The 19,702-nt window shown below is 64.7% G+C and carries 11 protein-coding genes and 1 riboswitch; of the genes, 1 reads left to right on the top strand and 10 read right to left on the bottom strand.

Annotated features, from left to right (window positions below; genetic code table 11):
- Position 1: 1 nt before the first annotated feature.
- Positions 2 to 105: riboswitch (TPP riboswitch) on the top strand.
- A 49-nt stretch (positions 106 to 154) separates the two neighbouring features.
- A complete protein-coding gene (locus AC1RRC_RS21715; protein ID WP_493057604.1) occupies positions 155 to 2,251 on the top strand; it encodes a TonB-dependent siderophore receptor in 2,097 nt (698 codons plus the stop codon).
- A gap of 2 nt (positions 2,252 to 2,253) precedes the next feature.
- On the opposite strand, the gene AC1RRC_RS21710 is transcribed toward AC1RRC_RS21715, so the two are convergent.
- The 10 genes from AC1RRC_RS21710 to AC1RRC_RS21665 form a co-directional block, all read right to left on the bottom strand.
- Positions 2,254 to 3,000: a hypothetical protein gene (locus AC1RRC_RS21710; protein ID WP_493057603.1), complete on the bottom strand. Its 747-nt coding sequence runs from the start codon at positions 2,998 to 3,000 to the stop codon at positions 2,254 to 2,256.
- Positions 2,997 to 3,521 (bottom strand): AAA family ATPase, encoded by a 525-nt coding sequence (locus tag AC1RRC_RS21705; protein WP_493057602.1) that lies wholly within the window; start codon positions 3,519 to 3,521, stop codon positions 2,997 to 2,999. Before AC1RRC_RS21705 ends, AC1RRC_RS21710 begins: the two co-directional genes overlap by 4 nt.
- Positions 3,518 to 4,144 carry a nicotinamide riboside transporter PnuC gene (pnuC, locus tag AC1RRC_RS21700; RefSeq protein WP_493057601.1) on the bottom strand — a complete coding sequence of 209 codons (627 nt, stop codon included), beginning with the start codon at positions 4,142 to 4,144 and terminating at the stop codon, positions 3,518 to 3,520. The genes AC1RRC_RS21705 and pnuC overlap by 4 nt, the downstream gene beginning before the upstream one ends.
- 83 nt (positions 4,145 to 4,227) lie before the next feature.
- Entirely contained in the window at positions 4,228 to 6,363 is a 2,136-nt protein-coding gene (locus AC1RRC_RS21695) for a S46 family peptidase (protein WP_493057600.1), read from the bottom strand.
- Between the two features lie 76 nt (positions 6,364 to 6,439).
- A complete protein-coding gene (locus tag AC1RRC_RS21690; protein WP_493057599.1) occupies positions 6,440 to 7,306 on the bottom strand; it encodes a sensor histidine kinase in 867 nt (288 codons plus the stop codon).
- A gap of 1 nt (position 7,307) precedes the next feature.
- Positions 7,308 to 9,911 carry a chemotaxis protein CheB gene (locus tag AC1RRC_RS21685; protein WP_493057598.1) on the bottom strand — a complete coding sequence of 868 codons (2,604 nt, stop codon included), beginning with the start codon at positions 9,909 to 9,911 and terminating at the stop codon, positions 7,308 to 7,310.
- A gap of 133 nt (positions 9,912 to 10,044) precedes the next feature.
- Complete coding sequence (locus AC1RRC_RS21680; RefSeq protein ID WP_493057694.1) at positions 10,045 to 11,646, bottom strand: TolC family protein; 1,602 nt, start codon at positions 11,644 to 11,646, stop codon at positions 10,045 to 10,047.
- Between the two features lie 16 nt (positions 11,647 to 11,662).
- Entirely contained in the window at positions 11,663 to 14,896 is a 3,234-nt protein-coding gene (locus AC1RRC_RS21675) for an efflux RND transporter permease subunit (RefSeq protein ID WP_493057597.1), read from the bottom strand.
- The gene (locus tag AC1RRC_RS21670) at positions 14,893 to 17,991 is read right to left on the bottom strand and encodes an efflux RND transporter permease subunit (RefSeq protein ID WP_493057596.1); all 3,099 of its coding nucleotides are present in this window, start codon (positions 17,989 to 17,991) and stop codon (positions 14,893 to 14,895) included. Before AC1RRC_RS21670 ends, AC1RRC_RS21675 begins: the two co-directional genes overlap by 4 nt.
- Positions 17,988 to 19,499: an efflux RND transporter periplasmic adaptor subunit gene (locus AC1RRC_RS21665; protein WP_493057595.1), complete on the bottom strand. Its 1,512-nt coding sequence runs from the start codon at positions 19,497 to 19,499 to the stop codon at positions 17,988 to 17,990. Before AC1RRC_RS21665 ends, AC1RRC_RS21670 begins: the two co-directional genes overlap by 4 nt.
- Positions 19,500 to 19,702 lie beyond the last annotated feature (203 nt).

The following is a 19,702-nucleotide window of genomic DNA, read 5'->3' as shown; positions in this document are numbered from 1 at the left end:
GCAGCTTCGCTAGGGGTCCTGGACGTCCACAACATGTCCGGGTGAGAGATACCCTCCGTACCTGATCTGGATAATGCCAGCGAAGGAAAGCGTCGCGCCGATCTCCTCCCGCCGTTTTCACTCCTCCGCTGGCTCCCAAGTTTTAAGAGCCACTATGTTCAAACGAGAATTCGCAGTCACCGCCGCCGCACTGGCGGTTGCCCAAGCCTTTGCCGCCCCCGCCCTGGCTCAGGAAAAGACCATGGCCGAAGTGGTCATCACCGGCAGCAAGCCGGCCGGCACCCACGCTTCCGTCGGCGGTTTTGCCGACATCCCGCTGTTGCTGACACCAGCGTCGGTCAATGTCCTTGACCGCGAAAAAATGCAGGAATTGAATATCCGCACCACCACCGATGCCGCGAAATTCGACGCCAGCATCAGCGATGCGTACAACGCGGTCGGCTATGCCGAACAATTCTCGATCCGTGGCTTCAAGCTCAATAACGCCAACAGCTACCGCAAGGATGGCTTGGCGATTTCCGGCGATACACAAATTCCGCTGGAAAACAAGGAAGCCATCGAAGTGTTGAAAGGCCTGGCCGGCATGCAGGCCGGCGTGGCGGCGCCGGGCGGCGTGGTCAATTATGTGACCAAGCGCCCGACCAGCAAGACGCTGCGCAGCGTCACCCTGGAAGCCAGCGAGCGCGGCACCCTGCTGGGCCATGTGGACTTGGGCGGCCGCTTCGAGGACTCCCGCTTCGGCTACCGCATCAACGTCGCGGGCGAGCGCCTGCGTTCCTACATCAAGGGTTCGGACGGCCACCGCAACTTCGTGTCCGGCGCGTTCGACTGGCAAATCACGCCCGACGCGCTGCTGCAAATCGATGGCGATTACCAGAAGAAAGCGCAAGTGACGGCGCCCGGCTTCCAGCTGATCAACAACGCCACGTTCCCGAACGTGCCGGCCGATATGCAACTCAATGCCCAGCCATGGAGCAAGCCGGTCACCACCGAGAGCAGCAATATCGGCGCGCGCCTGCTGCTGCAACTGAACCAGGACTGGAGCGCCACCGTCTCGGCCAACCGCCACGCGTTCAAGCGCGACGACTACGCCGCCTTCCCGTATGGCTGCGGTGCGCAGGACCTGTACCCGGGCTTCTGCGGCAACGGCGACTTCGATGTCTACGATTACCAGAGCCTGGGCGAACGCAAGTCGCCGCAGGCGGCGCAAGCCATGCTGCAGGGGAAATTCACCACCGGCGCCATGCGCCATGCGGTGACCGTGGGCTGGTCGTGGTTCAAGAACAGTGAACAATGGGGCGACTACCTGTACGACTATGCCGGCACCAGCAACCTGACCGCGCCCGTGATTGTCAAGCCGGCGGTTGGTTCCAGCGGCCCGGTGTCGGAACGCCGCGCGGACCGCGAGCAAGCCGTGTTTGTACAGGACGTCGTGGGCTTGACCGACAAACTGAAATTGCATGCCGGTGTGCGCGGCGCGCAACTCAAGCGCAATGAAGTGGATGTGGCGGCCGTCGATGAATCGTTCCTGCTGCCGAACGTGTCGCTGGTCTACGCGCCAAAAGCCAACGCCACCGCGTACGCCAGCTGGGCCAAGGGCCTGGAATATGGCGACGTGGCGCCGATGGAAACCACCAATGCCGGCCATGCCTTGGCGCCATCGGTGTCGAAACAGATTGAACTGGGCGTGAAGGCCGACATCGGCGAAGACGTCAGCCTGGCCATGGCGGTGTTCCAGATCCGCAAGGGCCTGGACTTCATCAATGCCGCCAACACCTTCGTGCGCGGCGGCGAGCGCCAGCACCGTGGCCTGGAATTGCGCGCCAACGGCCAGGTCACGCGCGATGTGCAGCTGTGGTTCACCGCCATGGCGCTGGACACGGAACAAAGCGGCACCGGCAACCCCGCCATGGATGGCAAGCGCGTGACCAACGTGCCGAAGTTCAAGACTTCGCTGTGGGCGGAATATGCGCTGCCGCAGATCGCCGGCCTGAAGCTGAACGCGAACTGGCAATATGCCAGCCGCAAGGCCTTCGATGAAATCAACACGGTATTCGTGCCGGGTTACAGCGTGCTGAACCTGGGTGCGTCGTATGCGGTGAAGGTGGGGGACGTGCACACCGTGCTGCGCGCAACGGTGCGCAATGCCACCAACAAGTTCTACTGGCGCGACGTGACGCCGGACCTGGGCGGCTACCTGTTCCCGGGCGGCGACCGCGCCTATAAACTGTCGGCGCAGATCGACTTCTAAGCTTACCTGAACAGGTATTGCACCCGCATGGTGAAACTCTGCGCACTGCGCGCAGAGTTTTTACCGACCAGCCAGGCCGCTTCATACTTGATTTCCTGGCCCGGCCCGACGTCCACGCTGCCAAACACGGCAGGCCCCGCCCGGTGTGATTGCCGGTGGCGCGGCAACCAGTCATTCCACTTCCCAACCTCGCCAAAGCCCTGCACACCGGGCTGCAGCCAGCTTTTCCAGCGCTGCTTGATTTGCCACTGGTAGACCAGTTGCGTCTCCTCCCCCGCCCCGCCCCGCGGATTGCGCTGCCAATTGCGCTGCAGGAACAGGTTGGCGTTGAACTGGGTGCGGTAATACTCGGTCTGCAATACCGGGCCGATTTCCAGGCTGTAGACATGGGGCTTGTCGTGGCTGCGCCCGATCTCGGTATGCAGCGCCACATCGGCCGCGTACTGGCCCTGGGTCAGCAGCACATCGTTTTGCCAGTTGATGGCGGACAGCGCGTTGCCATCGCGGCCATGCTGGCGGAACCACACGGCATTGAGTTCCGTGTACCAGCGCGGCGTGACGCCGATGCTGTAGCCGATTTCCGGCGACGACCGGCTGGGCCCGTTGCTGTAATCCGCGTTCCAGTATTTGTAGTCGATGCCATGCTGGCCCTCGACGTCATACACGGACACCAGATAATAACCAGTCGCCGCCTGCGCGCACGGCAGGCTGCCAACGAGCGTGATTGCTGCGAAGAATTTTCTAGTCATTTCCTAAATGTAGCAGGCTTGCCAAGCACGTGCTCGGCTTTCTGCAAGCGCTGTGTGGCGTCGCCCGCCACCAGGGTATAGGGGATGTTGCGTTTGTCCAGTTCATCGAACAGCAAGCCGGCAATGACGGCGCATTCGTCCAGCGTTTCGCGCATGCCGTCCGGTTCCCACGGGATATCGGAGGCGCACACCAGCGTGATGTCGTAATGGCTGCGCCGCACCAGCTGTTCCAGTTCGCCGTCGATGCCGCCGAAATAATGGCGGCTGTAGACGGCTGTCATCAGCGGAGTGGTGTCGCAAAACAGGTAGCCGGTGGCGTGCGCCAGCGCCGCCTGTTCGCGTTCGGCCTGGGTGCGGGCTATCACAATCTGGTCGTCCGCAACGGGCATGCGGCCCAGCGTCTCGACGAATTCCCGCAGGTATTCCGGCACCCACACGGTGCCATAATGCGCCGCCAGGCGCGCGGCCAGGGTGGACTTGCCGGCCGATGCCGCGCCCACGATGGCCACGCGCCGGATCATTTCAGCACCACCGCGTCGGCCGCGTCGCCCACCCCTTCCGCCGCGCGTTTCCACGCCACCAGCCCGGCCACCGCCATCAGCACGAACAAACCATACAGCACGGCCGTCAGGATCAAGTGCTTGTGCACGTACAGCGCGACATAAATGATGTCGACAATAATCCAGACGATCCAGTTTTCGACCTTCTTGCGCGACAACAGCACTTGCCCCACCAAGCTGCCCGCCGTCAGGAAGCCATCCATGTGCGGCACATCGGTATCGGTAAAGCGCTTGAGGAACCAGGCCAGCGCGACAAAGCCGGCCAGCCAGCCCACGGCGGACCACATGACGCCGCGCCGGTCCAGTTCCGTGACCGGCAACTTGTCGTGCGCGGCGCTGCCGTGCAGCCACTGGTACCAGCCCCAGAACGAGACGCTGATGAACACCAGTTGCAGCGCCATGTCGCCATACAGTTTGGCGCCCGCGAACACGAAACCGTAGGCGGCCGATGACAGGATGGCAAACAGCCAGGCCCAGTGGTTTTGGCGGATGTTCAATAGCACTGTCATCACCGACAGCACAAAGCACAGCGTTTCGAGCGGCGTGGTGGTCAGCAGGCCGAGCAGGGAGATGGATTCGTTCATAGTAAGCTGCAATTATAAGGAAAACGGCGGCCACAAGGGCCGCCGCTTGACGTTTACCGCCTATCACCGCACGCTATGGCGTATCAGCGCTTCGGATACTTGATGGTCATTTCCTTGAGCACGTTATCGGCGTGGTCGACTTCCTTCATCACCCACAGCATATAACGAATATCGAGGTGGATCGCACGCGTGATGGCGGTGTCGAAATACCAGTCCTTGGTGATCGATTCATAAGTGGAATCGAAATTCAGGCCGATCAATTCGCCATTCTTGTTCATCACGGCCGAACCGGAATTGCCGCCGGTGGTGTCCGCGCTGGACAGGAAGTTGACCGGCACGGTGCCCAGCACCGGGTCCCTGAACTGGCCGTAACTCCTGGCCTTGACCGCGTCGATCAATGCTTGCGGCGCCACGAACGGATCCTTGCCGGTGTGCTTTTCCACGATGCCTTCCACGGTGGTGAACGGGCCCTTGGTCACGCCGTCTTTCGGCGAATACGGCGCCACGGTGCCGTAAGTCACGCGCAAGGTGGAATTGGCGTCCGGGTAGACCGGCTTGCCCTGCGACTTCTTCCATGCAATCACGGCCGCCATGTATTGCGGCACGATGCGTTCCAGGTTGCCGTCGACTTCCATGCGGCGCTCTTCCAGCGCCATGCCCAGCGCATGCAGCTTCACGGCCAGCTTGACGAAGGCGTCACTGGAAGCGGCAAACGCGGCGGCGTCCTGCTCCATCAGCGCCACGCGCCGCGCGGTATCGCCCAGCGTCGACTGCTGGTACAGCGCGGCCACGTCCTGCGCGGACGGCAGCAGCGCGTCGAGCCCTTGCGGATGCGTGCCGGCCGCCAGTTTCGCGTAGCGCGCCAGCCCGGCCGCATAGCGCGCCTGGTCGACTTTCGCGTCATACGACTGTTCCAGGCGCGTCAGGCGGGCCTTGATGAACGACAGGTCGCGCTGCTGGTAGCCGCCCTTGCGCTGCGCATCCGGCTTTTGCTTTTCCAGCGCCAGGCGGTACAGGGTGCGCGCGCTCTTGAACAAGTCGCTGTTGGTGGCGACCATGTAGGCGAATTCCTCGTTCGACAGCGCCATGTCGGCGGCGATCGCGGCATCGAGTTCGGCCAGCATCGCGCCGGATTTAGCCGGCTGCTTCGCATACCAGGCGCGGAAGTCCGCATCCTGGCCATCCTTGATGGCGGCCAGGTCCTTGCGGGCAAAGCCGTCCAGCAAGCCCTGGGTTTTCTTCATCTTGTTGTTGATGCCCTTGACCACGCTGGCGTAGCGCACGTCGGCGGCATTGTCGCCTTTGGTGGCGGCGGCGATGGTGTCCAGGTCGGCCTGGTATTCCGCCACTTGCAGCGGGTACGCATGGTCGCGCGCATAGCGGATTTCCACCGGCAGCTTGTAGCGGCTGGTGCGGCCCGGGTAACCGGCCAGCAAGATCGCGTCGCCCGCCTTCAAGCCTTCGGCCGACACCACCAGGAAGTCCTTCGACTTGTACGGCACGTTGTCCGGCGACGGATCAGCCGGGCGGCCATCCTTGCCGACATAGGCGCGCAGGAACGAATAGTCGCCGGTGTGGCGCGGCCATTCATAGTTGTCGATATCGCCGCCGTAATTGCCGATCTTGTCGGACGGCGCGTACACCAGGCGCACGTCGCGGATCATCATCTGGCGGATGCGATAATACTCGGCGCCCCGGTGGAAGCTGGGCACGGAACAGCGGTACATCTTGTCGGTCTCACATTCGGCGATCAGCGCCTTGATGCGCTTTTGCGCTTCCTCGTGGCGCTGGCGGCCCGACATCGCGTCGAGGCCTTTCAGCACGCGGGCGCTGACGTCTTCCACCTTGTCGGTCACATAGACGCGCAGGTTGGGGCCGCCCGGCAGCTCGGCGGCGCGGGTCTTGGCCAGGAAACCGTTGGCGATGTAATTGTGTTCCGGCGTGGAATTGCGCTGGATCGCGTCATAGGCGCAATGGTGGTTGGTCACCACCAGGCCGTCGGGCGACACGAACGAGGCGGAACAGCCATCGGTCGACACGATGGCGCTCATCGGGTGTTTCGACAGGTCGGCCAGCTTTTCAGCGGGGATGGCGATGCCGGTTTTTTTGAGTTCGGCTTTGAGCTGCAGCAGCTGGTGCGGCTGCCATTGCCCTTCGTCGGCGCGGGTAGCGCCCGACACGGCCAGCAGAGCGGCCGGGAGGACTAGCAATTTATACAATTCGGGTCTCCGGGTAGTGAAGCCCCGGCAGTATAGACCATTCCAGGCCGGCGGCCGGCGAATCCGGCGGCTTCCCTTACGGCGCCAGCGGCGCTACCGGGGGCGCCAGCGGTATGCGCATCACGAGACGGCAGCCCTGCCCCGGCGCATACTCGTCCAATACCAGATCACCGCCCATTTCAGCCAGGCATTCAGCGATCACCTGCAAGCCATAGGCGCCCGGTTTGCCCTGCGCGCCCGGCGCGATGCCGATGCCATTGTCCGAAACAATCAATGCCACCCAGCCATGATCGATATGCAGCGCCACGTCCGCCAAGGTGGCGTGCGCGTGGCGGCGCACATTGGCCAGCGCTTCGCGCAGCATGCGGTACAACGCCACTTCCACGGCGGGCGCCAGCAACGCGCAGGCGGCGTCGTCCGGCATCTGCAACGTACAGCCCAGCAGCGTTTCCCTGCGAAAGCGCGCGGTCAGCCATTCGATGGCGGCCGCCAGGCCCAGTTCCAGCACCGGCGGGTGCAATTCGTTGATCATGCCGCGCGCATTGCGGATCGCCACGTCGACATGGCCCAGCACCTGTTCCGCGCGTTCATGCAGCCGGCCATGGGTGCCGGCCGTGCGGGAACCGAACATCACCACGTCGATGCGCAGCGCCAGCAGGTTTTGCGCCAGGTCGTCATGGATTTCCCGCGCCAGCCGCTGGCGCTCCTGTTCGCGTTCGCGCAACAGGTGGCCCATCAGGCGCTGGTCGCGTTCCAGTTCCTGCTGCATCAGCACATGGCGCCCGTGCAATTCGGACAGCGCTTCGCATTGGATTTCCAGTTCGATCTGCGTGACTTCCAGTTCGTGCCGCTGGCGCAGCACATCGGTACTTTCATGCCTGTCCGGCGCAGGCCCCACCCTGCACTCGGCCTGCTCCCTCAACCGCGCCAATTCCATCTGCATATCACTTCCCGCCCTGTAATGCCTGGAGTTGTGCCTCCAGGCGCTTTGCTTCCGTGATGTTGATGAAGGTGAGCACCACGCCGTCAATCACGTTATCCGTGGTCCGGTACGGCATGATGCGCACGGTAAACCAGCGGCCATCACGTGCGGCCACTTGCTTTTCACTGAACATCAGTGTGCGCAGCACTTCCAGCGCATCGTGTTCCAGCTCAGGATACTCGAGATCGTTGACTATGTCCGACAGCGGCCGTTGCACGTCGCTGGCAATCAGCTTGTAGAGCTGCGTGGCCGGCGTGGTGAAGCGGCGGATGTGCAGCGCATTGTCCAGGAAGATGGTGGCGATGTCGGTACTGTTCAACAGGTTCTTCATGTCGCTGTTCACCTGCGACAAATCATCCACCTTGGCCTGCAATTCCGCATTCAGTGTATACAGTTCTTCGTTCAGCGACTGCATTTCTTCCTTGGACGTGGTCAGCTCTTCGTTGGTCGACTGCAGTTCTTCGTTGGTCGATTGCAGTTCTTCATTGGCCGAGCGCAGTTCTTCGCGCGAGGTCTGCATTTCTTCCCGCACGGTCCGGATTTCCAGGCGCGCCTGCATCAGTTGCTGCTCCAGTTCCGCCACGCCCGGGGTGACGGGATGGTCGCGCAGGCTGCCATCCGGCAGCGCCGAGGTGGTAAACGTCAGCAACAGCGTCTCTTGCGAACCGTCTTCCGCGCGCAGCGGCTCCGCTGTCATCTCCAGTTGCCGCGCCTGCCCGCCCCCATCGAGGACCAGCACGGCCCGCTGCAATGTCTGGCCATCGCCCTGTGCGGCGCGGCGCAGCAAATCATCGAGTTCATAGCGCAGCGGTTCGCGCGCCATGGCATGGATATTCCAGTTGGCCTTGCCCGCCGCCGGCTCCAGGAAAGCGCCGGTGCGTCCATGGATATACAGGATGTCCCCCTCTTTGCTGATCAGCACCGAGGCCGGGGAATGGTTCTTGAGCAATTGCTGCTCCACTTGCATTTGCAGGTTGCTGTTCATCGTCGCGGATCTCGTTTCATACGGAATGACGGGCGCCGCAAGCGCCACCCGGCTGGGGAAGTACATTAACCTGCGTTGATTATCCGTCTCCAGCCGTTTGAATATCCGGCTTCCGGACGACAGCACGGCAAACAGTTCGGAGAATTGACCCGGTGTATCGGCATTCCCCAGGATCAGGTGGCCGTTCGGCTTCAAGGCATAGTGGAACAGCGGAATCAATTGCTGTTGCAGTTTGGCGCTGAAGTAAATCAGCAGGTTGCGGCAGCTGAGCAGATCCAGCTTGGTAAACGGCGGATCGGAAATCACATTTTGCTGCGCAAAAATAATCATGTTGCGCACATCCTTGCGGATGCGGTAGCCGTGGTCTTCCTCGGAAAAGCAGCGCTGCAGGCGCTCCGCGGGCATCATGGATGCCACGCCGCGCGGAAACAAGCCGTGGCGCGCCCGGTCGATGGCGTCCGGATCGAGGTCGGTGGCAAAGATTTGCAGCGTGTAGCGGGCGCCCGGGCTCCGTTCCGCCAGCACTTCATTGAAGATCATGGCCAGCGAGTAGGCTTCTTCGCCAGTCGAGCAGGCCGGCACCCAGGCCTTGAAATCCGCGCCATCCGGATGGTCCGCCAACAACTTGGGCAAGACAATCCCTTTCAAGTCATCCCACACGCGCTGGTCGCGGAACAGGCTGGTGACGCCGATCAGCATTTCCTTGAACAGCAACTCGACTTCCAGCGGATTGGTGCGCAAGAGCTTCACGTACTGCACCAGGGTTTTCGCGCCATGCAAGTGGATGCGCCGCTCGATGCGCCGCATGATGGTGTTCATCTTGTAGTCGGAAAAATCGTTGCCGGTCTGCTCGTACAACATGGCCAGCAACTCACCCAGCGCGCCACGCCGCGCCAGGCTGGGTTCACGCAGCAATTGCGGTGGACGGTAGCCATTGGCCCAGTCGAGGATCTGGCGCGGCATCTGCTCCGGCACATCGACAATATCGGCCGCGCCCGCCTCGATCGCATGTTGCGGCATCGGGTCGAACTGGGCCGATTCGGGCAACTGCGCCATCGCCAGGCCGCCCGCGTCCTGGATCGCCCGCAAGCCGCGCGTACCGTCCATGCCCATGCCGGACAGCACCACTCCGGTGGCCAGCTCGCCATATTCCAGCGCCAGCGCCGTAAACAAGATATCGATCGGCAGGCGCGATCCGTATTTTTGCGACGGCTCCGCCACCACCAGCACGTGCTGCGACAGGGTCAACTCGGCGTTCGGGGGAATCACATACACGCAGTCCGGTTCGATACACATGCCGTTGCTGGCTTCCTGCACCGGCATCGCCGTGGCCCGCTGCAACAGCTGGGGCAAGGCGCCATTGTGCTCCGGCGACAAATGCTGGACCACGATATACGCCATGCCGCTGTCGGTCGGCACCGCCGCCAGGAACTGGCACAGCGGCTCCAGCCCGCCGGCCGACGCGCCGATGCCGACCACCGGGATCAGCGTCGGCGGCGGATGGATGTCAGCGGCAGGTGGTGCGGGGAATACTGCCTGGGCGGGTGGCGGGACCGCTGGGACGTCGTTCAGGTCACTCATCAAATTGCGGTCTCAGCGCCAGGGGGCGCGTGGGAAATGCGTGTGTTTGCCGATTATACAAGGCTATGCCCCCGCACGCGGGGAAAACCGCCGACGTGTGGCGCGCCGCGCCGCCAGCGCCAGCGCCGGCGCTTCAGTTGGCGGCGCGCCAGCCGCCGCCCAGCGCCTGGATCAGCGCCACCGCCACGGTCTGGCGGTCGGCTTGCACCTGCAGCAGCGCGCGCCGCGCACCGAGCGCCGCCGCCTGCGCCTGCACCACCTCGGTATAGCCGACCTGGCCGGCACGGTAGCGGTTGCCCATTTGCTGTTCCGCCAAGTCGGCCGCCTGCGATGCGCTCTGGCGCAGCGCCTGCTGCTGCTCCAGCACGCGGCCGGCCGCCAGCTGGTCTTCCACCTCGCCGAACGCGGCCAGCACCGTCTGGCGGTAGCGCGCCACGGCTTCCTCGCGCGCCGCTTCCGCCCCGGCCACGCGGGCCTTGATGGCGCCGCCGTCGAACAGGGTTTGCGCGGCGGCCAGTCCCAGCGACCACAGGCTGTTCGATGCGCTGAACAGTCCCGCCACCTGGCTGGCGCCAAAACCATACGATGCGCTCAAGGTCAGGCTGGGGAAATACGCGGTCCGCGCCACGCCCACCTGGGCATTGGCGGCCGCCACCCGGCGTTCGGCGGCCGCGATATCGGGGCGGCGCTGTAACAGTTCGGACGGCACGCCCACGGGAATCGTGGGCGCGGGCGGCAAGCGCGGTACGGCAATCGCGGGCAGCGGACCGGTGGCCGGTCCCGGGGCATAGGCGGATGCGGAGGCGGAGGCAGTTGCCGCAGCAGGTCTCGACGGCAAGCCAGGTGCGGCATCGGCCTGCAACGAGTTGCCGCCCTGCCCCGGCATGCCAGTTGCCGGGGCAAGTTCTGGTGTTGCCGCCGGCAGCGGCGCCAGCGCAAAGTCCGCCGGCGCCTTGCCCTGCAAGATGGCGATCGCGTGTTCCAGCTGGGCGCGCTGGCGCGTGACGGACAGCTGGTCGATGCGGGCGTTGTCGAGTTGCGTTTGCGCCTGCAACACATCCGAGTGCGCGGCAATGCCGGCCTTGAAACGGTTGCCGGCAATGCGCAGCGCCTGGTCATAACCGGCCACGGTGGCGTCGAGCAGCGCGCCCTGGGCGTCCAGCGCGCGCAGGGCGAAATAACTGGCCGCCAGTTCGCCCTGTGCCGACAGGGTGGCGGCGGCCAGTTCCGCCGCCGACGCTTGCGCGCCGGCCTGCGCGCCGGAGACGGCCGCGCCGATCCGGCCCCAGATATCCGGTTCCCAGCTGCCGCCGAGGTTGACGCGGTACTGCCCCGCAGTGCGGGTGGCGCCGCCGCCCCCGCTGCGCGCGGCATTGGCGCCCAGGTCCAGTTGCGGGAACCATTGCGCGCGCTGCTCGGCCACCAGTGCGCGCGATTGCGCATACGCGGCGCTGGCCGCCGCCACATTCTGGTTCGAGATGCTGACCTGCGCCATCAGGCCATCGAGCACCGGGTCGCTGAACAGCGTCCACCACCGGCCTTTGTCGAGCAAGTCCGCCGGCGCGGCGGGCGCCCAGCCTTGCGCTTCCTTGAAGGCGGCCGGCTGCGCCACGGCGGGCGCTTGATAGGGCGGCGTGGCGGCGCAGCCGGCCAGCGTTGACAATGCCGCCAGCATTGCCAGCGTCAGCGCGGCGGTGGCAACCGCGCGCGGGAAATGGACGTTATTCGTGTTCATCATGCAACCTCGATCATCATGCAACCTCGACATGGCGGCTCAAATGGGATTCAGACTGGCCGCGCCGGCGCAGCCGGTCCATCAAGACATAGACCACCGGCGTGGTCAGCAACGTCAGCAACTGGCTGGCAATCAGGCCGCCGATAATCGCAACACCGAGCGGCCGGCGCAACTCGGACCCTTCGCCAAAGCCGATCGCCAGCGGCAACGCCCCCAGGACGGCCGCCAGGGTCGTCATCAGGATCGGCCGGAAACGCAACAGGCACGCTTCGCGCACCGCTTCCAGCGGCGTCAGGCCGCGCGCCCGTTCCGCATCCAGCGCGAAATCGATGATCAGGATCGCGTTTTTCTTGACGATCCCGATCAGCAGGAACACCCCGATCAGCGCGATGATGGAAAACTCCATCTTGAACAACAGCAGCGCCAGCACCGCGCCCACGCCGGCCGACGGCAGGGTCGACAGCACGGTCACGGGATGCACCAGGCTTTCATACAGCATGCCCAGCACGATATAAATCACGACAATCGCGGCCAGGATCAGCAGCGGCTGTTCCTGGTTCGATTCCTGCGCGCTGCGCGCCGTGCCCTGGAAACTGCCGCGCACATTGTTCGGCATGCCGATCGCATTTTCCGCCTCCCTGACCGCTTGCTGCGCCGTGCCGAGGCTCACGCCCTCCGGCAAATTGAACGACACGGTGGTCGCCAGTTCGCCATCCTGGTGGTTGACCGACGCCGGCGTCGAACGCTCGCTGAACGTCGCCATCGCCGTCAGCGGCGCCATGGCCCGGACACTGGTGCTCAGCGCCGCGCCGGACGACAGGTCGCGCGCCGCCGCCACATTGTTGGCGGTACTATTGGCGCCGCCATTCGCGCCGCCGCCGGTGGCGTTTTTCACCGGCACGTGGACGTCCTTCAGCGCTTCCGGGCTTTGCGCATACATCGGCGCCGCTTCCATCACCACCTTGTACTGGTTCAGTTCATCGTAAATCGTCGCGACCTGGCGCTGGCCGAACGCGTTATACAGCGCATTGTCGACATCGCGCACGCCGATACCCATGCGTGTCATGGAGTCCTTGTCGATTTGCACGAAGGTTTCCACGCCATTTTCCGCCTGGTCGGTGTCGACGTCAGTGAATTGCGGGCGCTGTTTCATTTCATCGGCCAGTTTCGACGCCCACGCTTTCAAGTCGGCGCGGTTATCGCTTTTCAAGGTGTACTGGTAAGTGGAATTGCTGGAACGCCCGCCCATGCGCAAATCCTGCACCGGGTTCAGGAACAGCGACACGCCCGTCACCTTCGCCAGTTGCGGGCGCAGGCGCGCAATCACGGCCTGGCCGGAATCGCTGCGCTCCGAGGCCGGTTTCAGGTTGATGAACATGAAGCCGCCGCCGGCCCTGCCGCCGCCCGTAAAGCCCACCACGGTGGCGACCGCCGGATCGTCGCGGATGATGTCGACCAGCTGCTTGAGCTTTAATTGCATGGCCTGGAATGAAATGCTCTGGTCCGCACGCAGGCCGCCATTGATCTGGCCCGTGTCCTGTTGCGGGAAAAAGCCTTTCGGCGCGGCGGAAAACAGGTACACATTCAAGCCCACCACGAACACCAGGATCACCATCACCAGCGCCCGCATCGACAGCGCCCAGTCCAGCGAATGCTCATAGCCGCGCAGCACCACGCCGAACGCCTGTTCAAACCAGCGCGCCACCCGCCCCTGCTTGCCGTGCATACCCGGTTTTAACAACCATGCGCACATCATCGGGGTGGTGGTCAGCGAGATCACCAGCGAGATCAGCACGGCGGCCGACAGGGTCACGGCAAATTCCCGGAACAGCCGCCCCACCTGCCCGCCCATGAACAACAGCGGAATGAATACCGCCACCAGTGACAGGCTGATCGACAACACGGTAAACCCCACCTCGCGCGCCCCCAGCAACGCGGCTTTAAAACGGTCCATGCCCGCTTCCACGTGGCGCGCGGTGTTTTCCAGCACCACGATGGCGTCATCGACCACGAAACCGGTCGCCACCGTCAGCGCCATCAGGCTCAGGTTATTGAGCGAAAATCCCAGCAGGTACATCGCGCCAAAGGTGCCCAGCAGCGACACCACGGTGGCCACGGCGGGGATCACCGTGGCGCGCACGCTGCGCAGGAAGGCGCTGACCACCAGCACCACCAGTACGATGGAAATCAAGAGGGTCACTTCAATTTCATGCAGCGACGAACGGATCGAATTGGTGGAATCGGACGCCACCTGCAATGTCACATCGGACGGCAATTGCGCCTGCAATTGCGGGATCAGGGCGCGCACGCCATCCACGGTTTCAATCACATTGGCGCCCGGCTGGCGTGTCACCAGCACGATCACGGCCGGGCTGCCATTGAACAAGCCCAGCGTATTGCGGTTTTCCTGGCCGTCGGCCACTGTGGCCACATCGCGCAGGCGGATCGCGGTATTGTTCCCGCCATCGCCGCGCCACGCCACCACCAGGTCGCGGTAATCGGCCGCCGTTGCACGCTGGCCCTCGCCTTTGCCATCGCCTTTGACCGGCCCGGCATGGGTATAGATTTGCAGCTTGCGCCCGTCATTTTCCAGTGCGCCCTTGGGCCGGTTGGCGTTGGCGGCCTGGATCGCGGCGCGCACATCTTCCATCGCCAGGCCATAGCGGTTCAGCGCATACGGCAGCATTTCCACCCGCACGGCCGGCAGCGAGCCGCCGCCGATTTCCACGTCGCCCACCCCTTTGACCTGCGCCAGCTTTTGCTGCACCACGTTGGCCACCGCTTCATACACCTGCCCCGGCGACCGGGTCGGCGAGGTCAGCGCCAGGATGATGACCGGCGCATCGGAGGGATTGGCCTTGCGGTAGGTGGGGTTGCTGCGCAACGTCGCGGGCAGGTCGGCGCGCGACGCGTTGATGGCGGCCTGCACTTCGCGCGCGGCGGCGTCGATCTTGCGGTTCAGGTCAAACTGCAGGCTGATGCGGGTCGAGCCATTGCCGGAATTCGACGTCATTTCATTGACGCCGGCAATCACGCCCAGCCGCCGTTCCAGCGGCGTGGCCACGCTGGACGCCATGGTGTCCGGGCTGGCCCCGGGCAGGTTGGCGCTGACGGAAATCGACGGGTAATCCACTTGCGGCAGCGGCGACACGGGCAGCACAAAGAAGGCGGCAATGCCGGCCAATGCCAGCCCGATGGTCAGCAGGATGGTGGCGATCGGCCGCCGGACAAAGGGTTCCGACAGGTTCATGCCGCCACCTCGCTGTGGCGCCCGCGCCAGCGCCGCCCCAGCCGGTCAAACGCCAGGTAAATCACGGGCGTGGTGTACAAGGTCAGCACCTGGCTGACGATCAGGCCGCCGAAGATGGCCAGGCCCAGCGGGCGGCGCAATTCCGCCCCCTCGCCCCAGCCCAGCATCAGCGGCACGGCGGCAAACAGGGCGGCCAGGGTCGTCATGAGGATCGGCCGGAAACGCAGCAGCGCCGCCTGGTGGATCGCCTCGCGCGGCGCCTTTTGTTCATCGCGCTCGGCCTCGATGGCAAAGTCGATCATCATGATGGCGTTTTTCTTGACGATGCCGATCAAGAGGATGATGCCGATAATCCCGATCACGCCGAGGTCCTGCCCCGTCACCAGCAGCGCCAGCAGCGCGCCGACACCAGCCGACGGCAAGGTCGACAAGATCGTCAGCGGATGGATATAGCTTTCGTACAGCACGCCCAGCACGATGTAGACGCACAGCACGGCGGCCAGGATCAGCCACAGCTGGTTGGTCAGCGAAGCCTGGTACGCGCCGGAGGCGCCAAGGAAGGTCAGGGTGACCGATGGCGGCAGCCGGATCTCTTGCGCCGCTTCCTTCACGGCTTGCACCGCGCGGCCCAGCGAGATATCCGGCGCGGTATCAAAGCCGAGTGTCGTGGCGGGATACTGCGCCACATGCGTGATTTGCAGCGGCGCCGGTTTTTCCGTCACGGTGGCCACCGCCGACAAGGGCGCCGGCTTGCCGGAGCCGGTGCGCAGCGGCAGGTTGCCCAGCGATTCCGGGGTCGACAGCCCGCCCGGCTGCGCTTCCAGGATCACGCGGTACTGGTTGGTTTCCGTGAAAATGGTCGAGACGATGCGCTGGCCAAAGGCGGAATACAGCGCGTCGTCGATGGCCGCCGCCGTGATTTGCAGGCGCGACGCGGTGTCGCGGTCAATCGCCACATGCGCCGCCACACCCATGGCGCCCGCATCGGACACCACGTTGCGCAACTGCTCCTTGCGCCGCATCCGTTCCGCCAGCTTGTTGGCCCACATTGTGACGGTGGCGTTGTCCGCCCCCTCCAGCGACACGCGGTATTGCGTGGGGCCGGACTCCGCATCGATGGTCAAATCCTGGGTCGGCTGCAGGTACGCCGTGACACCGGCCACCTCCGCCACCCGGCGTTTCAGGCGTTCCATGATGGCGTGCTGGTCGCCGTGATCGTGCTTCAGGTTGACCAGCACGCGGCCGGTGTGCAGCATCGTGTTGTTGGCCGCGTCGACGCCGGCCACCGAACTGAGGCTGACCACGTCCGGGTCTTGCAGGATCGCTTGCGCGGCGGCTTGCTGCAATTGCGCCATGCGCTCATAGGACACGGCTTGCGCGGCTTCGATCCGCACTTGCAGCTGGCCCGTGTCCTGGGTCGGGAACAGGCCCTTCGGGATAAACAGGTACAGCACCACGGTCAGCACCAGGGTCGCCAGCGCCACCAGCAAGGTGGCGCCCTGGCGTTCCAGCACCCATTGCAGCGACGTGTCGTAGCGCGCGATCACCTTGTCGAAGAAGCGCTGGATCGCGTCCCCCATTCTGGAACCGGTGTCGCCATGCGCGTGGCTGGTCAGCCAGCGGCCCGCCATCATCGGCACCAGGGTCAGCGACACCACGGCGGAAATCAAGATCGTGATGGCCAGGGTCACGGCGAATTCGCGGAACAGCCGCCCCACCACGTCGCCCATGAACAGCAATGGGATCAGCACGGCGATCAGCGACACCGTCAGCGAAATAATGGTAAAACCGATCTGGGTGGCGCCTTTCAGGGCGGCGTCCATCGGCGGCTCGCCTTCCTCGATATAGCGCGCGATGTTTTCGATCATGACGATGGCGTCATCGACCACGAAGCCGGTGGCGATCGTCAGCGCCATCAGGCTCAGGTTGTTCAGGCTGTAGCCCAGCAAGTACATCACGCCAAAGGCGCCGATCAGGGAAATCGGCACGGCCAGGCTGGCAATCACGGTGGCGCGCAGGCTGTGCAGGAAGGCAAAGATCACCAGCACCACCAGCATCACGGCCAGCACCAGTTCCATTTCCACGTGTTCCACCGAGGCCCGGATACCGTTGGTGCGGTCGCTCAGCACCTCGACCTTCAGCGCGCCCGGCAAGCCGGCCTGCAATTCCGGCAAGCGCTCGCGGATCGCATCGACCGTGGCGATCACATTGGCGCCCGGCTGGCGCCGCACTTCCAGGATGATGGCCGGGACCAGCTTGCCGTTGATGCCGGCCCATGCGCCCAGCCGCACGTTTTCCGCGCTGTCCACGACCCGCGCCACATCCTGCAGGCGCACCGGCGCTTCGTTGCGCCACGCGACGATCAATTGCCGGTAATCGTTTGCCGCCAGCAACTGGTCATTGGCATTGATGGTGAACGAGCGCGTGGGGCCGTCAAAGCTGCCTTTGGCGCTGTTGGCGTTGGCCGACGTGATGGCGGTGCGCAAGGTGTCCAGGCCCAGGCCATAGGACGCCAGCGCCTGGGTATCGGCCTGGATCCGCACGGCGGGACGCTGGCCGCCGCTCAGCGTCACCTGGCCGACGCCGGACACCTGGGACATCTTCAGCGCCAGCCGCGTGTTGACGATATTTTGCACTTCCGTCAGCGGCAACTGGTCCGATGTGATGGCCAGGGTCAGCACCGGCGCATCGGCCGGATTGACTTTCGCGTACACGGGCGGCGCCGGCAAATCGGTCGGCAGCAGCGAACCGCCGGCATTGATGGCGGCCTGCACTTCCTGTTCCGCCACGTCGAGCGTCTGGCCCAGTGCGAATTGCAGGGTGATCATGGACACCCCCGCCGCGCTGGTGGAACTCATGCGCTGCAAGCCCGCCATCTGGCCGAACTGGCGCTCCAGCGGCGCCGTCACGGTCTGGCCCATGACTTCCGGGCTGGCGCCGGGATACAGCGTTTGCACTTGAATCGTGGGGAAATCCACCTGCGGCAGCGCCGACAGCGGCAGGAATTTAAAGCCGACCAGTCCCGCCAGCACAATGGCCAGCATCAGCAGCGAGGTGGCGACCGGGCGCTGGATAAAGGGGCGGGACGGACTCATGGCGTTGATCCCGCTGGCGCGCTGGCCTGGTCGCGGTGACGGCGGTGTTCGCCGCCCCCTTCGCGCCGCCGCTCGCCAGGCGGAGCGCTGTCCTGGCGCCTGCCGGCATCGCCGCGCTGTCCTTCAGCGCCGTCCGTGGCGGCGGGCGGGCCACCGGCGCCCGCCCCTGCCGCGCCGCGCTGCGCGCCATCCTGGGCAGGACGGCCTTCGCCGCCCCTCTCGCGTCCGGCGCCATCCTGTCCCCGGCGGCCGCGGCGGCCTTCGCCCCCCTGCTGCGGCTTATCTCCCGGCAGCATGACTTTGGCGCCATCCTTGAGGCGGTCCGCGCCTTCCGTGATGACTTGTTCGCCCGCTTGCAGGCCGGTGGCCATCTGCACCTTGTCGGTGGTGGCCTGCCCGCGCGTCACGGCGCGCTGCGACACCGTGCGGTCCGGCCTCAGCACATACACGTAATCGCCGCCGGCGCCATGGCGCAGCGCCGTCACCGGCACCATCACGGCATCTTTCACTGTTCTTAATTCCAGCCGCACATTGACGAACTGGCTGGGGAACAAGGTGTTTTTCGCATTGGCGAAACGCGCCTTGGCCTTGATGGTGCCGGTCTGGGTATCGACCTGGTTATCCAGCGCGGCGAAGGCGCCCTGTTCCAGTTCCAGGGTGCGGGTGCGGTCAAAGGCCACCGCCACCAGTTTGTCGCCGCTGCCGGCGCCGGCCATCACATCGGCCGCGCGGTCTTGCGGGATCGCGAATTCCACGTCGATCGGCGCCAGCTGCGTGATGACGGCAATCCCGGCCGCGTCGCCCGTGCCGACCAGGTTGCCGACATCGACCACGCGCAAGCCCACCCGGCCGCTGATCGGCGCCACCACCTTGGTATAGCCGAGGTTCAGGCGCGCACTGCCTTCATTGGCCTTGTCCGTCATGACCGTGCCTTCCAGCTGTTTCACCAGCGCGGCCTGGGTGTCGACGTCCTGGCGCGCGATGGAATCCTGCGCCAGCAAGGTGCGGTAGCGCTCCAGTGTCAGGCGGGCGTTTTCCAGCTGGGCTTCATCGCGCTGGCGCTGGCCGGATGCCTGCATCAGCGCCATTTCAAACTGGCGCGGATCGATTTGCGCCAGCACCTGGCCGGCTTTCACCATCTGTCCTTCCTTGAACAGCACTTTTTGCAGGATGCCGGACACTTGCGGGCGCACCGTGGTGGTGGCCGCCGCCGTCACCGTCCCCAGCGCGTCGAGCACCACGGGGAGGTCTGCAAGTTCCGCTGTGGCAACACCGACCGTGGTTGCGCCGCCGCCCCGCCGGCCGCCGCCCCCGCCTCCCGGGCCGCCGGACGCGCTGGCGGCGGGTTTATCCGCTTCCGCCGGATGGGTCAAGTGCCAGGCCAGCCAGCCCAGCCCGATCATCGCGGCCACGGCAAGGATGGCCCCGATCATGGCGGAACGCCGGCTGCGCCGGGGCTGGGGAGACGGTGGAGTCGGTGTGGCGGGTGGTGTGGTCGGCGCTGGCATGGTCATTCCCTGATGTTCAATTGGAACGAATGGTTCTTGCATGGACACTAGCACAGCACTATTTTTCCTATGCGTCTGGTGGAAACAATCGGACGCCGGGAGCACGATAGAACGAACCTTCAGCCCGCTTCATCAAGGCTTGAGGCCCGCTGCGGCGGCGCGGCGGGATTCGTTACCGCCCTTCACAGTTTGATACAAAGGCG

The organism is Pseudoduganella sp. GW821-FHT12E03 (genome assembly GCF_058807115.1).
This window is presented reverse-complemented; position numbering and strand designations above follow the sequence as displayed.

Excerpts from the sequence above, each read along its gene's own strand:
- AC1RRC_RS21685 (WP_493057598.1), bottom strand. The coding sequence starts at position 9,911 with ATGAGTGACCTGAACGACGTCCCAGCGGTCCCGCCACCCGCCCAGGCA.
- pnuC (WP_493057601.1), bottom strand. The coding sequence starts at position 4,144 with ATGAACGAATCCATCTCCCTGCTCGGCCTGCTGACCACCACGCCGCTC.
- AC1RRC_RS21715 (WP_493057604.1), top strand. The coding sequence starts at position 155 with ATGTTCAAACGAGAATTCGCAGTCACCGCCGCCGCACTGGCGGTTGCC.
- AC1RRC_RS21665 (WP_493057595.1), bottom strand. The coding sequence starts at position 19,499 with ATGCCAGCGCCGACCACACCACCCGCCACACCGACTCCACCGTCTCCC.
- AC1RRC_RS21690 (WP_493057599.1), bottom strand. The coding sequence starts at position 7,306 with ATGCAGATGGAATTGGCGCGGTTGAGGGAGCAGGCCGAGTGCAGGGTG.
- AC1RRC_RS21680 (WP_493057694.1), bottom strand. The coding sequence starts at position 11,646 with ATGAACACGAATAACGTCCATTTCCCGCGCGCGGTTGCCACCGCCGCG.
- AC1RRC_RS21705 (WP_493057602.1), bottom strand. The coding sequence starts at position 3,521 with ATGATCCGGCGCGTGGCCATCGTGGGCGCGGCATCGGCCGGCAAGTCC.
- AC1RRC_RS21710 (WP_493057603.1), bottom strand. The coding sequence starts at position 3,000 with ATGACTAGAAAATTCTTCGCAGCAATCACGCTCGTTGGCAGCCTGCCG.
- AC1RRC_RS21670 (WP_493057596.1), bottom strand. The coding sequence starts at position 17,991 with ATGAGTCCGTCCCGCCCCTTTATCCAGCGCCCGGTCGCCACCTCGCTG.
- AC1RRC_RS21675 (WP_493057597.1), bottom strand. The coding sequence starts at position 14,896 with ATGAACCTGTCGGAACCCTTTGTCCGGCGGCCGATCGCCACCATCCTG.